Here is a 20,216-nt window from a genome sequence, read left to right on the forward strand (position 1 = left end):
ACGCCCGGTGGCCTGGTTCAAATCAGGCCAATTAAACCCCACGTCAGCGGATATTCGCCGGATATCAGCCGAGCGGCACCACACTCCCCAGCAGAATACGCACGAGCGTCGCCTGACGCGTCACGCCCGTCTTCGAGAAGATTGCCCGCAGATGCGCCCGCGCGGTGTTCTTGCTGATGCCCAATTCGTCGGCCGCTTCTTCCAGCGTCAACCCATTGGTCAACAGCAACGCGAGCGAGGTCTCGGCAGGCGTGAGGTCGAACAGCTTGCGCACGATCTCCTGCGAGCCCTGCGATTTGCGATCGGGATCGCGCAAAAACAGCACCGTCGCCGGGCGGCGCTTGTTGTCCTCGGACCAGTCCGAGAGCGGAATCGTGCGCACCAGCACGCCGAGTTTCGGCTTGTCGCAACCGCGCGTAATCGGCATGGCTTCGACAATCGGCGCCGCCGTGCCGAAGTGCCCCATCAGCGCATGACGCACCAGACGCTGCAGATTGCGGTTCTCCTGCGCGTCGGTCGCCTCGACATTGCCGTGTACGATCCGCAGGCCGTTGCTCTGCGCAAGAATCTCATCGGCCACGCTGTTGGTGCGCATGATCGCGCCGCTCTCGTCGAGCGTCACCGTGCCCACCAGCATCCGGTCGATCGCGCTCGCATACAGCGTGCGCTCCGACTCCACGATATCGAGCCGCGAATGCAGTTCGACCGCGCGCCGCAAATGCGGCAGCAACAGCGCGCAAAACGCCTTGTCGCGTGCGGAAAAATGCTTCGACGCATGACTGCGGCACACGCGAAACCGGCATTCGACGCCGGACTCCGTGCGCAGATCCGCGCCCATGATGTAGCGAATATCGGCCGGCTTCAGGAACTGCTTGTAGAGTTCGCTGGTGAGCCAACCCGTGTCGCCGAATACTTCGTCCACCGTGACCACACGATCCGCCGGCAAACCGACGAAGGGGTCGAGCGAATAGTAGTAGTTGTTGTACGACGCCTCGCCCGGCACACCCGACCCCATTTCGGACGCATGCACCATCAGGCCGCGCCGGTCGCTCGACGGCGAACGCAGAATCAGGGTGACATAGCTCGCCCCGAGCGAGGTGCGGATCAGTTCGAGCGCGCTCGCCCACGGCGTGCTTTCCAGCGCCCCTTGATAAATGCGCGCAGCCAGTTCGCTGAACTGCGCGACGCTCACCCCGGCCAGTTCACTCATGGCCTGGCCCTCTTCAGGGGCCCATTTTGTCTCCATCAACACTCCGTCCTCCAAGCGATTTCGCATCGCGACGCCAAGCTTAAGGGCCGATCTGTTTGCTGGCATCGGGGGAAGTACTTAGCTCGCGGAAGTTTCGCTGAGCGTGCGAACGAACTCTCGTCCAATCGGACGATGCTCCCTTAAAGCCGCCGCGATTCAATGCATTCAGTGTTGCGGCGTGCGCGCGGAATGCCCTGATTTGCGGCCCGATTTGCGGTCTGCACGGCCGCCTCGCTTATTCCCGGTATAGCCCGTTTTGATGACCGTTTTCTCAGGAGACCCGATGGCGCTCGATCCCCAGGCGCAGGCCGTGCTCGCCGCTTTCGCCGGCATGCCCCCGCTCGACTTCGCGCAACTCAGCGCACCCGCTTACCGGGCGATGCTCGCCGCGGGCGGCGGTTTTGCGCCCGGCGACCCCGTCGCGGCGGAAGAGGATCTGACGATTCCGACCGCAAGCGGCCCGCTTGCCGCGCGCCTTTACCGGCCGGTGACCGAAGGCGGCAATGACAACGGCCGCCTGCCCCTTACCGTCTTCTTTCACGGCGGCGGCTTCGTTTCCTGCGGGCTCGACACCCACGCCAACCTGTGCCGTTGTCTGGCGCAACGCGCGCGAACGGTCGTGCTATCGGTCGATTACCGGCTCGCGCCGGAAGCGCGTTTTCCGGCCGCCGCGCTCGATGCGTGCGACGCCGTGCGCTGGGCCGCCGCCAACCCGGGCGATTTGCGCGTGCGCCCCGGCGCGCTTGCCGTAGCCGGCGACAGCGCGGGCGGCAATCTCGCCGCGGTGGCGGCGCAGCAGTTGCGCCATAGCGACGTGAATATCGCGCATCAGTTGCTGTTCTACCCGGTTGTCGATTGCGCGAGCGAGCATCCCTCATACGAATCGATGGGCGACGGCTATTTCCTGACGGCGGACATGATGCGCTGGTTCAAAGACCAGTATTTCGCGGAAGGGGCCCAGCGCGCCGATCCGCTCGCCAGTCCACTCGCCGCAACGGATCTCATGGGCGTGGCCGGCGCCACCATCATCAGCGCTGAATATGATCCGCTGCGCGACGAGGCCGAGCACTACGCGGCACGCCTCGCGCAAGCGGGCGTGCTCACGACCCATCTGCGCTGGCCGGGGCAGATGCACGGCTTCGCGAGTTTGCTCGGCGTGCTCGATGCCGCCGACCATACGCTCACGATGGCAGCGCGAACCCTACGCCATGCGCTGTACGCCCAGAACACCTGACTCCGCTGACCAGAAAAGACATGACTGCATTGATCCGCCTCGCGGCCGAAGACGGCATCGCGACGCTCACGTTCGATCGCCCTGAGGCACTGAACGCCCTCAACGAAGCCATGGCAAATGAATTGAACGCCAAGCTCGCACGGCTCGCTCATCACGACGAAATCCGCGCGATCGTGCTGACCGGCGCCGGCAACGCCTTCATGGCAGGCGGCGATTTGCAGACCATGCGCGTCGCGCTCGACGCCCAACCCGTGGTACGCGACCGCTCGATCGGCAAGCTCGTGCGGCTCGCGCAAACCGTGGCCGAGGCCGTCACGAATTCACGCAAGCCGGTGATCGCCAGCGTCAACGGCGCCGTGGCGGGTTTCGGCTTGAGCCTCGTCGCGGCCTGCGATCTGGCTATCGCTGCAAAGAGCGCGACGTTCACGTCGGCGTATGGCCGCATCGGCACCTCGCCCGATGGCGGCGCGACCTATACGCTGCCGCGTGCGCTCGGCGCCAAGCAGGCCGCGCAATGGATGTATCTCGACGAACGGCACACCGCCGACGAAGCGTTGCGCGCGGGCTTCGTCAACTGGGTCGTACCGGACGATGACCTCGCCGCGCAAACGCGTGCGCTGTTAAAGCGGATGGGCGCCCTCTCGCCGGACGCGTTCGCGCACACCAAGAATCTGATCCAGCATGCGCCGGAGCGCAGCTTCGCCGAGCATCTGTACGCGGAGCAGCGCAGCTTTCTGCACTGCGCAGCCGGCAGCGATTTCCGCGAAGGCATCGACGCCTTCTTCGACAAGCGCGCGCCCGCATTCGGCTCCGGCGCACGTTGAGCGCGTTTTTTCTATATGCAGCGACAGGAACAGCAGCACAGGGATAAACCCATGAAACTCGCCACTACCGACGAAATCGTCGCCGAACTGAAAGCAGGCCGCATGATCATTCTGGTCGACGAGGAAGATCGCGAGAACGAAGGCGATCTGCTGATTGCCGCCGACCACGTCACGCCCGAAGCGATCAACTTCATGGCGCGCTTTGGCCGCGGCCTCGTTTGCCTGACGCTGAGCGCCGGGCACTGCGCACGCCTCAAGCTCCCGCCGATGGCGGAACAGAACGGCACGCAATACGGCACCGCGTTCACGGTCAGCATTGAAGCCGCGGAAGGCGTCACCACCGGCATCTCCGCCGCCGATCGCGCGCATACGATCCGCACTGCGATTCGCGCGGATGTGCGCGCCGACCATCTTGTGCAACCGGGCCACGTGTTCCCCATTGCGGCGCGGCCAGGCGGCGTACTGGTGCGCGCCGGACATACCGAGGCCGGCTGCGACCTCACCGCGCTGGCGGGTTTGACGCCCGCCGCGGTGATCTGCGAAATCATGAACGACGACGGCACCATGTCGCGTCTGCCGCAACTGATTGAATTCGCCGAACTGCACGGCTTGAAGATCGGCACGATCGCCGATCTGATCCACTATCGCAGCACGCACGAGTCGCTCGTCGAGCGTGTGGGCGAGCGGCCGTTGCAGACGCCGTGGGGACCGTTTCGCGCCATTCAGTATCGCGACACGGTGCGTCAATCCACGCATCTCGCGCTGGTGCGCGGCACGCCTCTACCCAACGTACCGGTTCTGACGCGCGTGCATGAATGTTTTTCGCTGCTCGACCTGCTCGATGCCGAACCGTCCGCACATTCGTGGCCGTTACACGCCGCGCTGCAAAAAATTGACGCGGCCGGTTGCGGCGTAGCGGTGCTGCTCGATTGCGACATGCGGGCCGATGCGATGAACAGCAACAACGGCAACGGCACATCGGCGCGCAAGGACGGCCGGCTCTCGGGGATTGGCTCGCAAATTCTGCGCGACCTCGGCGTGCGTCGACTAAATGTGCTGTCGAGTCCGTTCAGGCTGCCGGCACTGTCCGGGCACGAACTGGAGATCATGGCCTTCATTCCCCTCGGCGAAGCGGATCTGGATAACCCGCATGCGTTCGAACGAACGACTGCCGCGCTGAGGGATGGCGCGCCGCGAACGTCCACACCGCTTCGGTCCACCGCGGCGGCGCATGCCCATGCTCAGTCCGCGTCATATGAACTTGAAGCCCCCTCTTGGTGAATCCTCGATGATCCAGCCTGACAAGCCCAACAAGCTCAATAAGCCCTACGTAGCCCTCGTCACCGGCGCCTCGCGTGGCGCCGGCAAAGGTATCGCGCTTGCGCTCGCCGCGACTGGCGCAACGGTCTACGTGACAGGGCGCACGCAGCGCGAAGGCGATGCGCCATTGCCCGGCACGGTGCACGCGACCGCAATCGAAATCGACAAGCTCGGCGGCAAAGGCATCGCCCTCACCTGCGATCACGCCGATGACCAGCAGGTGGCGGAAGTGTTCGACCACATCCGGCACAACAGCGGGCGCCTCGACATTCTCGTCAACAATGCCACGGCATTGCACGATGACCTGATTCGCCCGGCGCCGTTCTGGCAAAAGCCGCTAGCGCTCGTAGATATTCTCGATGTCGGCCTGCGCTCCGCGTATGTTGCGAGCTGGCATGCCGCGCCGTTGATGGCCGCGCAAGGCGACGGGCTGATTGCGTTCACCTCGTCGTTCGGTGCGAGCTGTTATATGCACGGCGCGGCGTACGGCGCGCAAAAAGCGGGGGTCGACAAGTTTGCCAAAGACATGGCCGTCGATCTGAAACCGCATGGCGTTGCGGCAGTTTCCATCTGGATGGGCATGCTGCAAACCGAGCGCACTGCACGCGTGATCGCTGCGCATCCCGAACAATATGCGGGTTTTAGCGAACTCGCGGAGACGCCGCAATTCACGGGACGCCTGATCGATGCCTTATACCGCGACCCGCGCCGTCAGCAAAAGTCAGGGTTGGTACTGGTCGGTGCGGAGCTTGCGCATGAGTACGGCATCACCGAGCTCGACGGCCGCCAGCCGCCTTCGCATCGCGAGGCATTGGGTGGGCCGGTGCAGGCGCATCCGGCGATTGTGGCCTGAGTCGTCGCGCGGCAGGTATGGCACGTATGGCGCGGCACAGTAGCGCTGAGTGCCGTGCTGTGCCGCACGGCTTCCTGTCTGGTCCTGTTGGACCCGCGATTAGAAGCCTGTCACCACCAACGCATACACCACCGCTGCGCCACCCACCGCGCCGAGGAACGTGAAGCACTGCTCGTCCGCACCCGAGCGGCGGGCCCAGATCCGTCCAGCCAGCGCAGCCAATCCGGTGATTCCCAGAAACAACGACAGCGACGACCCGGCCGTGCACACCATGCCAGGAAACTCGTCGCTCCAGGCGCACTCGTAGAGCTGGCGCACGGATACGCCGACCACGCCGATCGCCACCAGTACGCCGGCAATCAGTCCATCCCGCTGAATTCTGGTTTTCATTTACAGCCCTCCCGCATCACGCTCTCCCCCGTCCCTATACGCGGCCTCGACGGCTGCCGCGCCGCTGTGCGCCTCGATACGGCTAACGAAGCGCCCGTCGCACCGTTCCAGGTTCATACCGTCATTGACGGCGATTCGACGCGTGCGGGCATCGTCCGGATGGACTAAGGGGATTGCCTGACGAAGTGCCTGAGGGCGTGCGGGAACGCGTCAGGCCGTTTGTGGCTTACCCACAAACCACGTTCCGATGATCTCTTCGATCGCGCGCGCAGCGGACAACAGCGCAGCCTCGCCGCGCGGCTTACCGACGATCTGGATGCCGACCGGCAAACCGCCGGCGCTCATCCCGCATGGAATCGCGATGACCGGCATGCCGGTGAGCGTCAACGCGTAGGTGATCGCGAGCCAATCGATATACGTATCGAAGTGCTGGCCGGCTGCGTCGCGGATATCGCGCGCTTCGACCGGGAACGGCAGCACGATGGAAGCCGGACAGATCAGCACGTCATAGCGTTGCAGCAGCGCGTTCATCTCGTGGAACAGCAGGCCGCGCGTGCGATGCGCCGCGCGCATCGCATGGTTATCCACCTGCAAACCGAACTCGATATTCCAGATCACGTTCGGATTCAGCACGTCGCGATGTTGCGCAAGCACCTCTTCATAATTCGCTGCATACGAGATCCCGCGTAGCGTATGGAACGCCTGAGGCGCCGCGCTCAGATCGATATCGCTTTCGTCCACGCCGATACCTGCGGCTGCCAGCCGGTCCATCGTCTTGCGGCAGATCGCAAGAATTTCAGGCTCGACTGTCGCGACACCCAGTCCTTCACTGAACGCGACACGCGCCGGGCGCTGCGGCCTGCGCGCATGTTCCAGAAACGAGGTGGCCGGTTCGCTCAACGACAACGGTGCGCAATCGGCTTCGCCGCACATCGCGTCGAGCAGCAGCGCCGCGTCCGTCACGTTGCGCGCCATCGGTCCATGAATGCCCAACGTGTCGTACGGATTGGCGGCCGGGCCATACGACACGCGCCCCGGCGTCGGGCGCAGGCCCACCACGCCGCAAAACGCCGAAGGCGTGCGCAACGACCCCGCCAGATCGGAGCCCTGCGCGACCCACGCCGTGCCCGACGCCAACGCGGCAGCCGCGCCGCCGGACGAACCGCCCGCGGAGCGCGACAGGTCCCACGGATTGCGTGTCACGCCGAACACGCTGTTATACGTATGACCGCCCGAGCCGAACTCCGGCGTGTTGGATTTCGCGTAGACCACGCCACCGCGCGCTTCGAGCATCGTCACACCGGTATCGGATACTTCCGGAATACGATCGCGATAGACGAGCGAACCCCGTGCGGTGCGAACGCCGGCAACATCGGTCAGATCCTTGATCGGCACCGGCAGCCCGCACAGCAGGCCGCGCTCGCCAACCGGCTTCTTCAGCAGCACATCAGCATGGGCGTGGGCGCGCTCGAAACACAGCGTGGGCAGCGCGTTGACCTGTGGTTCGACGCGCTCCACCTGCACAGCAAGCGTATCGAGCAGATCATGCGGACTGACCGCCTCCTCGCGCAACAGATCGACGATCTCGCACGCGCTTCGCTCAATGAGACTCAAATCGACGGACATGGTGGCTCTCGGCTCCGTGGTGGGGACGCTCGTCAGTTTCGCATGCCGCGTGCGTTTAGTCGTCAGCGTCGCCGTCGTGCAGCAGGCTCAGCACGCGCCGCTTGATCGCGATGAAGCCAGGGTCCATCACCATGTCGAGCGAACGCGGCCGCTCGATCGGGATCTCCAGCCGCTCCCTGATGCGCCCGGGCCGCGCCGACATCACGTACACACGGTCGCCGAGCAGGATCGCCTCGTCGATATCGTGCGTGACGAACAGCACGGTTTTATGCGTGCGCTCCCAGACGCGCAGCAACAGCTTTTGCATCTGCGCGCGAGTCTGACTGTCGAGCGCGCCGAACGGCTCGTCCATCAGCAGCACGTCGGGATCGTTGGCGAGCGCACGCGCAATCGCCACCCGCTGCATCATGCCACCCGACAACTGCTTCGGATAAGCATCCACAAAATGGCTCAGGCCGATTTCGTCGATGTAATGCGCGACGATTTCCGCGCGCTCTTTTGCAGGCATCCGTCGTCGCCGCAAACCGAATTCGACGTTCTGCCGCACCGTCAGCCACGGAAACAGCGTGTACGATTGAAACACCATGCCACGATCCGCGCCCGGCTGGGTGACGGTGCGCCCGCTCACCACGATTTCGCCCGCTGTCGGCTGCGCCAGCCCGGCGGCCAGATACAGCAAGCTGGACTTGCCGCAACCGGACGGTCCGACGATCACCGCGAACTCTTTCTCCGGCACGTCGAGTGACACTTTGTCGAGCGCGATCGTCGTGCCGCCGTGTCCGTTCGGGTAGTGCAGGTCGACATCGATCGCCCGCAACTTCGCTTCGGGCATAGGCTTATGCAACGGTTCCACCTGCCCGGCCGCCTCCGGCCGCCTCGCCAATGCAGTTATTGCGCCCATGGAGCCACCTTCAGTTTGAGGATGCGAAACGCCTGATCGGTAACCAGACCGAGCAGCCCGATAATGCCGATCGCCATGAAAATCACGTCGACCTGAAAGCCCCGCATCGCTTTCATGCTCAGATAGCCAAGCCCGCTCGACGCCGCCACCAGCTCGGCGACCACGAGATAGGTCCATGCCCATCCCATCGTCACGCGCAAGGTGTCGAAAATCCCCGGCACACTGGCCGGCGTCAGCACGTTGAACAACACGTCACGGCGCGACGAACCGAGTGTGTACGATGCGTCGAGCAGTTCCTTCGACACGCCTCGCGACACATCGGCCACCATTACCAGTTGCTGAAAGAACGTGCCGAAAATGATCACCGTCACACGCTGCTCCAGCCCAATTCCGATCCACAGGATGAACAGGGGTACGAACGAAGTGACCGGCAAATAGCGCATGAAGTTGACGATCGGCTCGAGTGCGCCCTGAACGATGCGAAACGTGCCCATCAACATGCCGATCGGAATCGCGAACAGCGACGAAATCGCAAAACCGATCAGCACGACGCGGACACTCGCGAACACGTGTTCGCCGAGCGTGCCATCCTCGTACAGCCGTTGTGCGGCGTCGAGCACCGCCCCCGGCGAAGGCAGGAACATCGAAGAAATCAGGTTCCCGTAGGTCAGCAGCGACCAGCCGGCCAATACGACCAGCCACACCGCGATGCCGACCCCGACCAACACGGATCTCGGCACGTCGGCCTTAGGCGTCAGGCAAACGCTGAGCAGTGAAGGGCCGCGCCGCTGCGCCGCGGATGGCGCTTTCGCGGAATTGGGCAGCGTCGTGCTCATTGCGGCACCTTTGCGCTGGCGAAGGTCGGATCGACGAGCATGCCGTAGTCAACGGCGACTTTCTGTTTGCCCAGATCGCTCCAGATGCTGCTGCCGAGCGTAATGACTTTCTCGACAGAACCCGGCTTTGCCGAGGTGCCGAGCAGGCCGACGTTCATCGGTTGATCGTAGAAACGCACGCCTTTGGCAGCCTCGGCGAAGGCCTTCGGATCGGCCAGGTAGCCGCCCACGCCCTTGGCCATGATCGCGTAAGCCTTCTCAGGGTTGGCCCTGGTGTAAGCAACGGCCTTGTAGATACCGTCCACCAGCGCCTGGACGTCCTTCGGACGGTTCTTGATGATGTCGCAATTCAAGGTCACGACGTCGACGATCACGCCGGGCGTGGCCGAGCTGTCGATCAGCACCTTGCCCTGCTTGTGTTCGCGCACGAAGCTCAGATGCGGCTCCCACGTCACCGCGGCCGGCACGCGTTTAGCGATAAAGGCGCTCGCGGCGTCATCGGCGCTCATGTTCTGGATCGTCATATCCTTGATCGACATGCCGCGCTGCTTCAGCAGATAGGCAAGCCAGAATTGCGACACCGAACCCTCGCTCATGGCAATCGGCTGCTTTTTCAGGTCCGCGAAACTGTTCACGCCGTCGCCCACCAGCACGCCGTCGCCGCCGAAGCTTTCGTCGAGCGCAATCACACTCTTGAAGCAGAAATTCGGCGAGCGGAATTTCATCACTTCATCCACGGTCGAGGCGGACCCGTCGATCTTGCCCGACGCCTGCGCCGCCATGTAGATCGAGGCGTCGTCGATCGTCTTCAGGTCGACGTCGAGTCCTTCCTGTTTGAAGTAGCCGAGATCGCGCGCGAGGTACAGCGTGCCGTAGCCGACCCAGGTGGTGTGGGCAATCGTCAGCGTGCCCGCGTTGGCGGCGGGGGACGCGCACGCGGCGAACGCGGCGAAGGCCGCGAGCGTGGTTGAAAGCAGCGTGCCGGCAGCCGTTGCCGCGACGCGGCGTGTCAGTGCGTTGAACATGAGCGGTTCCTTGAATGGAGATCGAAAACCACACGCACCGCGTGCGGATGCACCACTCAGCACCAGCCATGCACCTGAATTGTGAATCGCTCAAAATTCCTTCGTCAGCGAATCCCGAGTCATACACGGCGTGAACGATGAGTGACGCACCAAGCGTAGCGCCGCGCCATCATTGTTCAAAAATTGTTTTCCTTGCCTAAACATAGCTTTTAATTATGTAGAGGAAAACAGAATGAAATCAGCGCTGCTGCGCTGCTCACCGCGTCAGTTGAAGTATGTCGTCAGCGAACCGGCAACAAGCCGGTTCGCGTCAAGGCGGTTAGCTCTTGAGCCGGTATCCGGTCTTGAAGATCCATGCAACGATCACGAGAAACACCGCCAGAAACAGCGCAGTCATTCCGAGGCTCACGCCGACATCCACGTCGGCAAGGCCATAAAAGCTCCAGCGAAATCCACTCACCAGATAAACGATCGGATTGAACAGCGTCACGACCTTCCAGAATGGCGGCAGCATATTGACCGCATAGAAACTGCCGCCGAGGAACGTGAGCGGTGTGATGATCAGCAGCGGCACGAGCTGCAGTTTCTCGAAGCTATCCGCCCAGATGCCGATAATGAAACCGAGCAGACTGAACGTGACCGCGGTCAGCACCAGGAACAGAATCATCCAGAACGGGTGTTGCACCTGCAACGGTACGAACAGGCCGGCGGTAGCCAGAATGATCAAGCCGAGCAGAATCGATTTGGTGGCCGCCGCGCCCACATAGCTCACCACGATCTCGAGATACGACACCGGCGCCGACAGCAATTCATAGATCGTGCCGGTAAAGCGCGGAAAGTAAATCCCGAACGATGCATTCGAAATGCTTTGCGACAGCAACGACAGCATGATCAACCCCGGCACGATGAACGCGCCGTAACTGATGCCGTCCACTTCCTTGATACGTGAGCCGATCGCCGCGCCGAACACCACGAAGTAAAGCGAAGTGGAAATCACCGGCGCGATGATGCTTTGCATCAGGGTACGCCAGGTGCGTGCCATTTCGAACTTATAGATCGCGCGAATTGCGTAGATATTCATTGCTGACCTCGGAGCAGACTGACGAAGATGTCTTCGAGCGAACTTTGCGTGGTATGCAGGTCCTTGAAGCGGATGCCGGCGTCGTCGAGCGCTTTGAGCAGCGCGATGATGTCGGTGCGGCCACCCTCGCCTTCATACGTGTAGATCAACTCATTGCCGCCCTTGGCGACGTCCAGCCCATATCCGGCTAGTGCCGGAGGCACTTCCGCGAGCGGACTGTCCAGTTGCAGCGTCAACTGTTTCTTGCCGAGTTTGCGCATCAACTCCGTCTTCTCTTCCACCAGCATGATCTCGCCTGCATTGATCACGCCAATGCGGTCGGCCATTTCTTCGGCTTCGTCGATATAGTGCGTGGTGAGAATGATCGTCACACCGCTAGCGGTGAGCGAGCGCACCAGCTTCCACATATCGCGGCGCAACTCGACGTCGACACCCGCGGTGGGTTCGTCGAGGAATAGCACACGCGGTTCATGCGAGAGCGCTTTCGCAATCAGCACGCGGCGCTTCATGCCGCCCGACAGCGTAATGATCTTGTTATCGCGTTTTTCCCATAACGACAGATCGCGCAATACCTTTTCGACATAAGCGGGATTTTTCGGTTTGCCGAACAGGCCGCGGCTGAACGAGACAGTCGCCCAGACGGTTTCGAACGAGTCGGTAGTGAGCTCCTGCGGCACGAGGCCGATCAACGAACGCGCGCCGCGATAATCCGTTGCGATGTCGCGGCCGTCAACCGTCACGCTGCCGACGCTTGCATTGACGATGCCGCAAATGATGCTGATGAGGGTGGTTTTGCCCGCCCCGTTGGGCCCCAGCAAGGCGAAGATTTCTCCGCGGTTGATCGCCAGATTGATGTTTTTGAGTGCGTGAAAACCCGTGGCGTAGGTTTTCGACAGATTCGTGACTGAGACGATTGGCTGCATGGATTCGACGATGGCAGACACCGGTATTGGATTGGAAGGAGCGGTGCGAATACGCAGCCGCACCCGCAATGTAATTGAAAGTGGGCAAGCGTGCACCACAACTCCGAGATTCCGATGAGGCCGCCGGGCTGGAGCGAGGCCTGCCGCGCGGTGTGTCAGTCTTTCTACACCGGTCGAGGTCTTTGCAAGCGCTGCCGCGTCAGGTCACGGTTCGGCGCACGTGAAACTGCTGGCGAGATTCACATTGCCCTTACCGCTATAACGGGGAAACAGCGGGTAACGGCACAATGGCCGCGAGCGTCCATTGGTCGCGGCCGCGATGTCCGTGGCGGTCAGGGTTTCGGGCGCAATGCCGCGTGTGACCCAATTGTCGAGCGCACCCAGCAGATCCACCGATGCGATGAATACGCCGCTGCCGTGTTGAAAACCCGGCACCATGTAGAGCCGCATGAACGCGTTGACCTGGTCGAAACCGAAGCGATCGATCAGCGCGTCGTAATAAGCAATCGTCTCGTTCGGGCTGATGACTTCATCGGCGAGGCCTTGCAGCGTGATCAGCTTGCCGCCGCGCGCAATGTAGCGCGCAAGGTCGGGGTTCATCGCGCCAATCGTCTCTGACAACGCGATGAGCTGTCCGCGATATTTGCCGGGGTGCTGCGGGTCGAACCTCAGCGAGTCGAACGCCGCGTCGCGCGTCACGAAATAGCGGAGGTAGCCGTCGCCCTGCGCGAACAGGTAGCCATTGGCGAAGAAGGTGGGCGCCGGCAAACGCCCGGCTTGATGTCCCAGCCCGAGCATGCCGGTCAGATGCGTGCCCTGAAAGACGTTGTAGCCGTGATAGCCGCTGACGTTCCACGCCAGCCTGTAGGGCAACGACAGACCGTCGCGCATCGCCAGCAAGGTGGCAAGTTGCGCGTCGGTGAGACACTCGTCGTGCGTGGGTACGCGTCCGGCGCAGCGCAACGAGGCGATGATCTCCCCTTCATGCTCCCGGCACCCGCCGATATCGCTAACGATACCGTCCGCCGCGCCATCGAGCCGGTCGCACACCGCGAGCGTGCGTTGATACACGTGCTCGAGCAGGAGCGGTGGGACGAAACCGCCAGGCGTCCCGTATTCCGCCTCACCGAGCTTCACCCCCATCAAACGCACGCCGGTGAAATTGAGCGCGGGCGAGTTGGCGATCACGCCGTCGTAGTCGTCGGGATAGCGCTGCATCACCGTGTAGCCTTCACGGCCGCCTGTCGAGCCACCGGCGAAATACATCCGTTGCGGCGGCCGGCCGTAAGCGCGGGCGATGAGAGCGAGGGCGGCGTCGTGCGTTTTCTTCAGATGCGCGTAGCCGAAATTGGTCACCGCTTCATCCACGAGGCCAAACACCGCGAGCGACGAATCGCCCACATGCCCCGAGTCGTCGCCGAAGGTCGCATAGCCTTGCGCGAGCGGCGCGCGATCCGGAGAGAACGGCATGACGCCCGTCCCGCTCACCACCACGCCGTTATAGCCCCCGCCGCCGATCTGCAACGCGCGGCCGTTCCAGCGGCGCGGCAGATTCAGGTCGAAACGGATATCGGGTGTGCTGGTCTTGAGCGCCTTGATGCGGCCGGTAATGCGGCAATATTCGCCGCCTTGCTGATTGCCGGGCGCCGTGGCCGCCACCATCACCGCGCTTTCGATCTGCACGCCGGCTGTGGGCAGCGCGATCAGTTCAGCGGGCAACACTGCGCCGGCAAATTCCGCGCAATGCATGGCGAGCGGCTCTTCCCTGGGCGCGGCCCATGCCGCCGGGACGCTCATTAGCCCTAGCACTACGCCGGCAACCGTGACGACAGTGCGTGACCGCCGTATGAAAAGCACATGGCGCACACGCGCTCTCATCCGTAACCCGCGTGCTTGGCAGCCGTGCGTGACCGCGGCCCTTTCCAGTCATGCCAGCCGCGCGCGATCATCAGCACCGCGCCGATGGCGACCAGATCGCCTCCGAGTCCGACCAGCGTACCGCGAAAACCATGGAACGTATGCGGCGTCGCCGTATCGACGATCAACGACACCAGCGTCCCGGCGACGAAACACACGAGCCCGGTACGGCCGACCGTCACCACCGCAGGCAACCGCTCTGCGAGCCACGCAATGCTGCCCATACGCACGAAGCGCGCGGCAAGCCAGGCAATGACGATAAAGTTGATCACGCGTTCCACGGAAAGATTCTGCTTGAGCACACCGGGCAGCGGCTGCGTCAGCACAAAGAGTTTGACCATGGCGAACGCCAGCACCGCGACGACCGCGGCGCGTGTGAACCAGCGCGCCGTGCGGGCGGCGTGAAAGCGCTCGCTGATGGGTTGCATCCGGCACAGAATGCCGAGTACGAACATCAGTTGCCATGCAAACGGATTAAAAGCCCAGTCGGCCACATCGTCAATACTGAATAGCTCGGCCAGCGGCCGGGCGAACGCCCAGATCGTCACGCTCAAACCCAGCGCGGCGAGCGAAGAGCGGCGCGCAAGCGGCACCACGAACGGTACGCATAGCGCAAAGATCACATACATGGGCAGCACGCTCGACAGATACGGCTGGCGCCGCAGCACGGCAATATCGAACGCTTCGCGCAACGGCTGAACCGCGAACGGCTGCCAGCCGGTCAGGTCGACCATCGGCTGGTTCAGATGCAATAGTGCGAGCGCGGCGCCGGATAGTAGCGTCAATACGGCCGTCAATAGATAGGCGCGATAGATCTCCCCGCAGCGCCGGACAAAACGCATCGTCGCGGCACGCTCGCCGCGGCCCGCAAGTACCGCCGTATACGCTGCCGCTGACGCATAGCCGCCGAGGAATACGAACACTTCCGCCGAGTCGCACAACGCATACGCGTGCAACATCAGATGCGACAGCGTGCTACCGGGAATATGGTCCAGCACGATGACGATCAGCACCACGCCACGGAAGAAATCCACTTCGATCGAGCGTCCGCGGCGGGTGTCCATTCAGGTTCTCGCAAGATGGCGTGTGTGTGCAATGGGCCGCGAAAAGCGGTCATACACAGATGTTCCCTGTAGGAACTCCATGAGAATAAAACGTTCCCACCGGTGCCGTGCGCTGCATCCGCGCGCGCTGACAACCGCCCTTTAAATCCACTCGACGTGCCAGCAATCTGAAAATCAGATGTCGGCATGCAGTAATACTGAGTGGTCACACCCAGGCTAGTGGAAAGTCTTGCTGCAGGATTTGCGGCATTTAATACGTCCAGCGCCAACACGATCGGTAAAGGGCACTGAAAAAAATCGCCGATTGCGATGCGTGATTTTTTTCGCTTTTTTTCATCGTAGGATGGATTCATGCAACTCCGGTCCTTCCCCTATCGTCCTGAACGGCAGCGCCCTGCGCGCCGCCTTCGCGCATGAACAACAGGATTGCAGGCTTCGACGGATTGCGAGCGATCGCAGTCCTGATGGTCTTTTTCCAGCATCGCCTGTTCGGCGACATCGGCGAAATTGGCCACCTCGGCGTGTGGATCTTCTTCGCGCTGAGCGGCTTTCTGATCATCGGCATTCTGTCCGCGCAACGCATGCGCATCGAGAGAAACGGCAGCCGGTTCGGTGCAGAACTGAAGCGCTTTCTGTTTCGCCGCACCCTGCGCATTTTTCCGATTTACTACCTGATGCTGGTGGTGATGTGCGTACTCATGGCGTTTGGGATGGGGAATCCCGAACTGGCCGGCGGCATGCCGTTTCATTTCGCTTATCTGTCGAACGTCTGGATCGGCTGCGTGCTGCATTACTGGCCCGGGCGTTACTCGCATCTCTGGAGTCTCGCGATCGAGGAGCAGTTTTATCTCGTGTTCGCGCCGCTATTGCTGCTGGTCGCGGTACGGTGGCATCGCGCGGTGTGCCTCGCGATCGTCGCGGTTGGACTGGTTTCGCTGCTGGCGATGCGTGCGGCACAGTGGCAGGACATCACGATCTACACGCATCCGTTGACCAACTTCTGGCTGCTGGCGTTGGGCGGAATGGGCGGCTTGATGATCGCCGGGAAAGAGCGCCGCTTGCGGGTCATGCTCGGGCATGGCGCGACGCTATTCGTGTTGAGCGTTTGCCTTGTCGGGTTCTGTGCGACTGAGCCCGTATGGAGTCGGTTGGACAGTTCACTTGCTTTCACGACGGTCAGCGCCTTGTATGGCCTCTGCATCGCGGCGCTGGTGTGTTCAATTGCGTGCTGCCGCAACGCGGCCGTGATCGGACTGCTTGAAACCGGCTGGCTGATGAACTTCGGGCGTATCAGCTACGGCTTTTATCTCTATCACAATCTGATTCCCGATCTGACCCGCAACCACCACGCCACCGCATTCTTCGGGGGCATCGTGCCGCTGTGGGCGCACGTCGCGGGGATTGTCGCGTCGTTCCTGATTTCACTGACGATGGCCGTGCTGTCCTGGCGGCTGATCGAAGCACCGATTCTTCGCTTGAAAACGCGGCGCGCACCGGCGGACCCCGCGACTGCCACGGCTACCCAAACGCCGGCCACCTTTGCCGCTCGCAAAGCGCGCGCACTGAGAGATAAAAGCACCGCTTCAGATGCCGTTTGAAGGAACCGGTCATTACGTTCTGCTTTCATGCGGCTTGAGTAAGGGCGCGGTATCATGCGGCCTCACTTAGCCGGCTGCTTCGACCCTTACGCGACACGCGGGTACTGAACAGACCGAACGATAAAAACAAGCCACTGCCCGCGCAAACGCCAGTCCACCTGGTCCGCGCGGTTGGCTCGCGGACTTCAAGAATGTTTCATTTCGATTTCGCCAACGGCGTGCTTGGCGCGAGCCTCCAGACGCTCAGCCTTTACGCACTGCTCGGCATTGTTGCGGCGCTATTGCTGGGCGGGATGGTCAAGGGCGTGGTGAGTATCGGCGTGCCGCTGGTGGCCATGCCGATTCTCAGCCAGTTCATGCCGATCAAGGAGGCCGTTCTCTTGCTGTCGATGCCGATCATTCTCGGCAATATTCCCCAGGCGCTGGAAGGCGGCGACATGCTGCCGACGGTCCGGCGCATTGCCGCGCCATTGATCGGTACGGTGATCGGCAATATCGTCGGCGTGAGCGTATTGATCTCGCTGGCGCCTCATCGCGCGCAGGCTGCCGCGGGCATATTGCTGATCGTCGCGGCGCTGCTCCTGCTGCTTTCGCCGCGGCTTACGCTGTCACCGGCATGGGCCAAGCCGGCGGGCTTCGTGTTGGGATTCGGTGCGGCCGTGATGGAAAGCATCGCTTCGGTGCCGGGGCCTTTGCTGGCAATGTATCTGATCGCCACGGGCGCTACCGGCAAAGCCTTTACGAAGCAGATCGCGATTATTCTGGTGGTTTCGATTATCACGCTGGTGGCCGCGTTTAGCGGCGGTGCGCATGCCAGTTGGAGCGATCTGGCCATTTCGGCCTGCGCAAGTGTGCCGGTGATCATCGGCATCCTATTGGTACGGCCGCTTAGAGACAGGCTGCCGCCGGGCGCGTTTCGCGCTCTGGTTCTGGTGTTCGTTCTGGTGGCCGCTGCGCAAATGGTTTGGAAATCCGGGGTTTTGTAGGGTTAGGGGCTACGCTTACCAAGTAAGCGAACCTGAGGTGGAACGCGCATTGCTGCTCGTTGCTCATAGCAATTGACCGGAGAACCACCGTGGCTAACCTGCCCAATCCCCCGAACGAGCACGAAAACAGTCCGGATGAAGACCCGGGCAGCCCGCCTAACGAGGTCTCCAAGCCTATTGGCGATGCCATCCCCACACCGGCCGAACCGGGTCTCGATCAGCCGCTGCCGCAAAAAGGCGAACCCCCGGCGCCCGAAGAAAAGACCTGAACCAGCGGCCTAACCTCGGGCGTGCTATCGATGTGGGAAAAAGCGGATCAGGCAGCAGCCGGCTCGTGAACAATCTTCAGCGCGCTCTTGTGCTCCCGGATCAGCCGGTACACCACAACGCCAGGAACTGTCTCCCGCTCGAGCAGTTCGTCGGCAATGGCACGCAGCACGGGCTCGTAAGTGTGCAGCAGCCCATAGCACAGTTCGTTCAACTCCTTGAGCAGCACGTTGGCGTGCTCGATGGCGCTCTTCATTTGCAGGCCGGCGTACTGCGACGGCAGCGCCGCGAGGCTGAACAGATCGCCATCGCGGTTGAAACCGAACTTCGACACCATGTCGAGGCTGATACGCGACGCTTCCTGCAGATCCGACGCGGCGCCACTCGATGCTTCGGAAAACATCAGAATTTCGGCATTGCGGCCGCCGAGCAGAACCTGAATTTCGTTGCGAATCTCGGTTTCGCGGTAAAGGTGCTTGTCCTGCGCCTTCGTGATGAGCGCGACACCCAATGCGCCGCCACGCGGCAAGATCGTGACCTCTTCCAGCACGCCGGTGCCGAGCACCGCGGCGACGAGACCGTGCCCCGCTTCGTGCACTGCGATACGCGTGCGTTCGTCTTCGCTCAGTGCCCGTTCGGCGCCGCTCACGTCGCCGATACGCGCAATCTTGATCGCCTCCATGAAATGCTTCGAGGCGATTTCCGTCTCGCCGGCTTTGCGCGCGACCAGCCCCGCCTGATTCACGACCATCGCGACCGTTGCCGGAGACAAGCCGGTGGTCAGGCGAGCGAGTTGGTCGTAGTCGATGTCGGCGGCCTTCGATTTCAGCTTCTCCGCATAGAAGCGGAAAATTTTCGCGCGGTCTTCGCGGTCGGGCAAACGGACCTGCACCGTGCGATCGAAACGGCCCGGCCGGCGCAACGCCTCGTCCAGATTGTCGGGATGGTTGGTGGCCGCGACGATGATGACGCCTTCATTGGAAGCGAAGCCATCCATTTCCGCCAGCAGCTGGTTGATGATGCGATTGCTCTCGGCTTCGACGGGACCGCCGCCGGTATCCGTGCGTTTGGCAAGACCGTCGGCTTCGTCGATGAAGATGACCGTGGGCGCATTCTTGCGCGCGAGTTCGAACAGGTGTTTGACCTTCTGAATGCCGACGCCGTAGTACTTCGCACTGAAGTAGCTGCCGGTGATCGAAATGAAGTTCGCGCCGCATTCGCCGGCGAGCGCCTGGGCGAGCCGTGTCTTGCCGACACCCGGGCCGCCGACCATCAGAATGCCGCACGGGGCGCGCACGCCCATCGACGTGAACTGCTTCGGATCGGACAGATAGCTGCGGATGTCCGCCAGCGCCGCCTTCGCTTCACCCGCACCGATCACATCGTCGAAACCGATCGCGGGCGTCTTGCCGAGAAGCGACGCGCCGCCTCGCATCTCGCGGCGCATGAACCACACCATGCCGCCGATCAGCAGCAGCGGCAACAGCACGCTGATCGCATCGCGCACCTGGTCGAACACCGGCACCCAGCGCGCTGCGCCGGTGCGAATGTCGGCGTCGGGCAGCCAAACGAGCTGATAGGGCGCGGCCTGGCCCGCTGTGGGTTCGCCGAGCAGCAGAGCATGCGAGAACGTCGCGTTATGGTCGGTGACGAAGTATTTCGCGCCGTCGCGCTTCGACACCAGAATCGCGTTGGGACTCACGCCGATCGCGGCCACGTTGGCGTCGTGAATATCACGCAACATTTGCGACGCGTCTTTCTCTTCACGGGTCCACGCCGAGGGATCGTGACGCATCTGATTCGCGATGCCGGTCAGCGCCGGCGTTGTCTGCGCGTCGCGCTGCTGGTAAAGCCAGCCGCCCAGTCCAAGCAATACGGCGATGAGTACGGCACCGACCCCAATGGCGATCTTGCGTGCGCGTCTTTTTCCAAGCGAGTTCTTTCCCGGCTTCATGAGTTACTTCCAAAAACAGGCCAAAGGGGGCCCCTGTACTGATCAGATTCAGATGGTGGCGATGGGTAGTCGGACGATGGATATCGTCGAATTTGGGGAGCGATCGATGCCTGGAAGGCGATGACCTAGTGTTCCGGCGCACAGTTTATCAGCGCTATATTCACTGCG

18 protein-coding genes and 1 pseudogene are annotated in these 20,216 nt (G+C 62.3%); 7 read left to right on the forward strand and 12 right to left on the reverse strand.

From position 1 onward, the window contains the following. Nucleotides 1–64 precede the first annotated feature (64 nt). Entirely contained in the window at nucleotides 65–1,246 is a 1,182-nt protein-coding gene (locus tag PQQ95_RS23275) for a helix-turn-helix transcriptional regulator (RefSeq protein ID WP_408441171.1), read from the reverse strand. 286 nt (nucleotides 1,247–1,532) lie between these two features. Here PQQ95_RS23275 and PQQ95_RS23280 point away from each other — a divergent pair, with 286 nt between their 5' ends. The 4 genes and pseudogenes from PQQ95_RS23280 (at nucleotide 1,533) to PQQ95_RS23295 (ending at nucleotide 5,480) form a co-directional block, all read left to right on the forward strand. Then, entirely contained in the window at nucleotides 1,533–2,483 is a 951-nt protein-coding gene (locus PQQ95_RS23280; protein ID WP_408441173.1) for an alpha/beta hydrolase, read from the forward strand. 20 nt (nucleotides 2,484–2,503) lie between these two features. Further along, nucleotides 2,504–3,307 carry an enoyl-CoA hydratase/isomerase family protein gene (locus PQQ95_RS23285; protein WP_408441175.1) on the forward strand — a complete coding sequence of 268 codons (804 nt, stop codon included), beginning with the start codon at nucleotides 2,504–2,506 and terminating at the stop codon, nucleotides 3,305–3,307. Between the two features lie 51 nt (nucleotides 3,308–3,358). Continuing rightward, nucleotides 3,359–4,432: pseudogene (gene ribBA / locus PQQ95_RS23290) on the forward strand (bifunctional 3,4-dihydroxy-2-butanone-4-phosphate synthase/GTP cyclohydrolase II); the annotation flags it as partial. Between the two features lie 163 nt (nucleotides 4,433–4,595). Then, nucleotides 4,596–5,480: an SDR family NAD(P)-dependent oxidoreductase gene (locus PQQ95_RS23295; protein ID WP_408441178.1), complete on the forward strand. Its 885-nt coding sequence runs from the start codon at nucleotides 4,596–4,598 to the stop codon at nucleotides 5,478–5,480. Nucleotides 5,481–5,579: 99 nt separating this feature from the next. Here PQQ95_RS23295 and PQQ95_RS23300 read toward each other — a convergent pair whose 3' ends face one another. The 10 genes from PQQ95_RS23300 to PQQ95_RS23345 form a co-directional block, all read right to left on the reverse strand. After that, the gene (locus tag PQQ95_RS23300) at nucleotides 5,580–5,870 is read right to left on the reverse strand and encodes a hypothetical protein (RefSeq protein WP_408441181.1); all 291 of its coding nucleotides are present in this window, start codon (nucleotides 5,868–5,870) and stop codon (nucleotides 5,580–5,582) included. Nucleotides 5,871–6,080: 210 nt separating this feature from the next. After that, nucleotides 6,081–7,496: an amidase gene (locus tag PQQ95_RS23305; protein WP_408441184.1), complete on the reverse strand. Its 1,416-nt coding sequence runs from the start codon at nucleotides 7,494–7,496 to the stop codon at nucleotides 6,081–6,083. A 55-nt stretch (nucleotides 7,497–7,551) separates the two neighbouring features. Then, nucleotides 7,552–8,328, reverse strand: coding sequence for an ABC transporter ATP-binding protein (locus PQQ95_RS23310; RefSeq protein ID WP_408441364.1), 777 nt, complete (start codon nucleotides 8,326–8,328; stop codon nucleotides 7,552–7,554). Nucleotides 8,329–8,384: 56 nt separating this feature from the next. Continuing rightward, nucleotides 8,385–9,233 (reverse strand): ABC transporter permease, encoded by an 849-nt coding sequence (locus tag PQQ95_RS23315; protein WP_408441186.1) that lies wholly within the window; start codon nucleotides 9,231–9,233, stop codon nucleotides 8,385–8,387. After that, entirely contained in the window at nucleotides 9,230–10,258 is a 1,029-nt protein-coding gene (locus tag PQQ95_RS23320; RefSeq protein WP_408441189.1) for an ABC transporter substrate-binding protein, read from the reverse strand. Before PQQ95_RS23320 ends, PQQ95_RS23315 begins: the two co-directional genes overlap by 4 nt. Before the next feature lie 319 nt (nucleotides 10,259–10,577). Continuing rightward, nucleotides 10,578–11,339, reverse strand: a complete 762-nt coding sequence (locus PQQ95_RS23325; RefSeq protein WP_093633049.1) for an ABC transporter permease — start codon at nucleotides 11,337–11,339, stop codon at nucleotides 10,578–10,580. After that, nucleotides 11,336–12,262 (reverse strand): ABC transporter ATP-binding protein, encoded by a 927-nt coding sequence (locus tag PQQ95_RS23330; RefSeq protein ID WP_408441192.1) that lies wholly within the window; start codon nucleotides 12,260–12,262, stop codon nucleotides 11,336–11,338. The genes PQQ95_RS23325 and PQQ95_RS23330 overlap by 4 nt, the downstream gene beginning before the upstream one ends. Nucleotides 12,263–12,466: 204 nt before the next feature. After that, complete coding sequence (locus tag PQQ95_RS23335; RefSeq protein WP_408441194.1) at nucleotides 12,467–14,140, reverse strand: tannase/feruloyl esterase family alpha/beta hydrolase; 1,674 nt, start codon at nucleotides 14,138–14,140, stop codon at nucleotides 12,467–12,469. Continuing rightward, the gene (locus PQQ95_RS23340) at nucleotides 14,137–15,243 is read right to left on the reverse strand and encodes an OpgC domain-containing protein (protein WP_408441197.1); all 1,107 of its coding nucleotides are present in this window, start codon (nucleotides 15,241–15,243) and stop codon (nucleotides 14,137–14,139) included. The genes PQQ95_RS23335 and PQQ95_RS23340 overlap by 4 nt, the downstream gene beginning before the upstream one ends. Continuing rightward, on the reverse strand, nucleotides 15,186–15,596 hold the full coding sequence (locus PQQ95_RS23345) for a hypothetical protein (RefSeq protein ID WP_408441200.1): 411 nt from the start codon (nucleotides 15,594–15,596) through the stop codon (nucleotides 15,186–15,188). Before PQQ95_RS23345 ends, PQQ95_RS23340 begins: the two co-directional genes overlap by 58 nt. A 60-nt stretch (nucleotides 15,597–15,656) precedes the next feature. Between PQQ95_RS23345 and PQQ95_RS23350 the strand changes: the two genes are divergently transcribed. The 3 genes from PQQ95_RS23350 to PQQ95_RS23360 all read left to right on the forward strand — a co-directional run bounded on the left by PQQ95_RS23350 (nucleotide 15,657) and on the right by PQQ95_RS23360 (nucleotide 18,096). Beyond that, a complete protein-coding gene (locus tag PQQ95_RS23350; protein WP_408441203.1) occupies nucleotides 15,657–16,841 on the forward strand; it encodes an acyltransferase family protein in 1,185 nt (394 codons plus the stop codon). A 191-nt stretch (nucleotides 16,842–17,032) separates the two neighbouring features. Next, on the forward strand, nucleotides 17,033–17,827 hold the full coding sequence (locus tag PQQ95_RS23355) for a TSUP family transporter (RefSeq protein WP_408441206.1): 795 nt from the start codon (nucleotides 17,033–17,035) through the stop codon (nucleotides 17,825–17,827). A gap of 89 nt (nucleotides 17,828–17,916) precedes the next feature. Then, on the forward strand, nucleotides 17,917–18,096 hold the full coding sequence (locus PQQ95_RS23360; RefSeq protein WP_408441371.1) for a hypothetical protein: 180 nt from the start codon (nucleotides 17,917–17,919) through the stop codon (nucleotides 18,094–18,096). A gap of 47 nt (nucleotides 18,097–18,143) precedes the next feature. Here PQQ95_RS23360 and PQQ95_RS23365 read toward each other — a convergent pair whose 3' ends face one another. Beyond that, nucleotides 18,144–20,048, reverse strand: a complete 1,905-nt coding sequence (locus PQQ95_RS23365) for an AAA family ATPase (RefSeq protein WP_408441209.1) — start codon at nucleotides 20,046–20,048, stop codon at nucleotides 18,144–18,146. Between the last annotated feature and the right edge of the window lie 168 nt (nucleotides 20,049–20,216).

This window comes from Paraburkholderia caffeinilytica, from assembly GCF_046030355.1.
Classification (GTDB): Bacteria; Pseudomonadota; Gammaproteobacteria; order Burkholderiales; family Burkholderiaceae; genus Paraburkholderia; species Paraburkholderia caffeinilytica_B.

Excerpts from the sequence above, each read along its gene's own strand:
- PQQ95_RS23335 (WP_408441194.1), bottom strand. The coding sequence starts at position 14,140 with ATGAGAGCGCGTGTGCGCCATGTGCTTTTCATACGGCGGTCACGCACT.
- PQQ95_RS23320 (WP_408441189.1), bottom strand. The coding sequence starts at position 10,258 with ATGTTCAACGCACTGACACGCCGCGTCGCGGCAACGGCTGCCGGCACG.
- PQQ95_RS23365 (WP_408441209.1), bottom strand. The coding sequence starts at position 20,048 with ATGAAGCCGGGAAAGAACTCGCTTGGAAAAAGACGCGCACGCAAGATC.
- PQQ95_RS23350 (WP_408441203.1), top strand. The coding sequence starts at position 15,657 with ATGAACAACAGGATTGCAGGCTTCGACGGATTGCGAGCGATCGCAGTC.
- PQQ95_RS23305 (WP_408441184.1), bottom strand. The coding sequence starts at position 7,496 with ATGTCCGTCGATTTGAGTCTCATTGAGCGAAGCGCGTGCGAGATCGTC.
- PQQ95_RS23300 (WP_408441181.1), bottom strand. The coding sequence starts at position 5,870 with ATGAAAACCAGAATTCAGCGGGATGGACTGATTGCCGGCGTACTGGTG.
- PQQ95_RS23355 (WP_408441206.1), top strand. The coding sequence starts at position 17,033 with ATGTTTCATTTCGATTTCGCCAACGGCGTGCTTGGCGCGAGCCTCCAG.
- PQQ95_RS23340 (WP_408441197.1), bottom strand. The coding sequence starts at position 15,243 with ATGGACACCCGCCGCGGACGCTCGATCGAAGTGGATTTCTTCCGTGGC.
- PQQ95_RS23325 (WP_093633049.1), bottom strand. The coding sequence starts at position 11,339 with ATGAATATCTACGCAATTCGCGCGATCTATAAGTTCGAAATGGCACGC.
- PQQ95_RS23310 (WP_408441364.1), bottom strand. The coding sequence starts at position 8,328 with ATGCCCGAAGCGAAGTTGCGGGCGATCGATGTCGACCTGCACTACCCG.
- PQQ95_RS23330 (WP_408441192.1), bottom strand. The coding sequence starts at position 12,262 with ATGCAGCCAATCGTCTCAGTCACGAATCTGTCGAAAACCTACGCCACG.
- PQQ95_RS23345 (WP_408441200.1), bottom strand. The coding sequence starts at position 15,596 with ATGAATCCATCCTACGATGAAAAAAAGCGAAAAAAATCACGCATCGCA.
- PQQ95_RS23285 (WP_408441175.1), top strand. The coding sequence starts at position 2,504 with ATGACTGCATTGATCCGCCTCGCGGCCGAAGACGGCATCGCGACGCTC.
- PQQ95_RS23280 (WP_408441173.1), top strand. The coding sequence starts at position 1,533 with ATGGCGCTCGATCCCCAGGCGCAGGCCGTGCTCGCCGCTTTCGCCGGC.
- PQQ95_RS23315 (WP_408441186.1), bottom strand. The coding sequence starts at position 9,233 with ATGAGCACGACGCTGCCCAATTCCGCGAAAGCGCCATCCGCGGCGCAG.
- PQQ95_RS23275 (WP_408441171.1), bottom strand. The coding sequence starts at position 1,246 with ATGGAGACAAAATGGGCCCCTGAAGAGGGCCAGGCCATGAGTGAACTG.
- PQQ95_RS23295 (WP_408441178.1), top strand. The coding sequence starts at position 4,596 with ATGATCCAGCCTGACAAGCCCAACAAGCTCAATAAGCCCTACGTAGCC.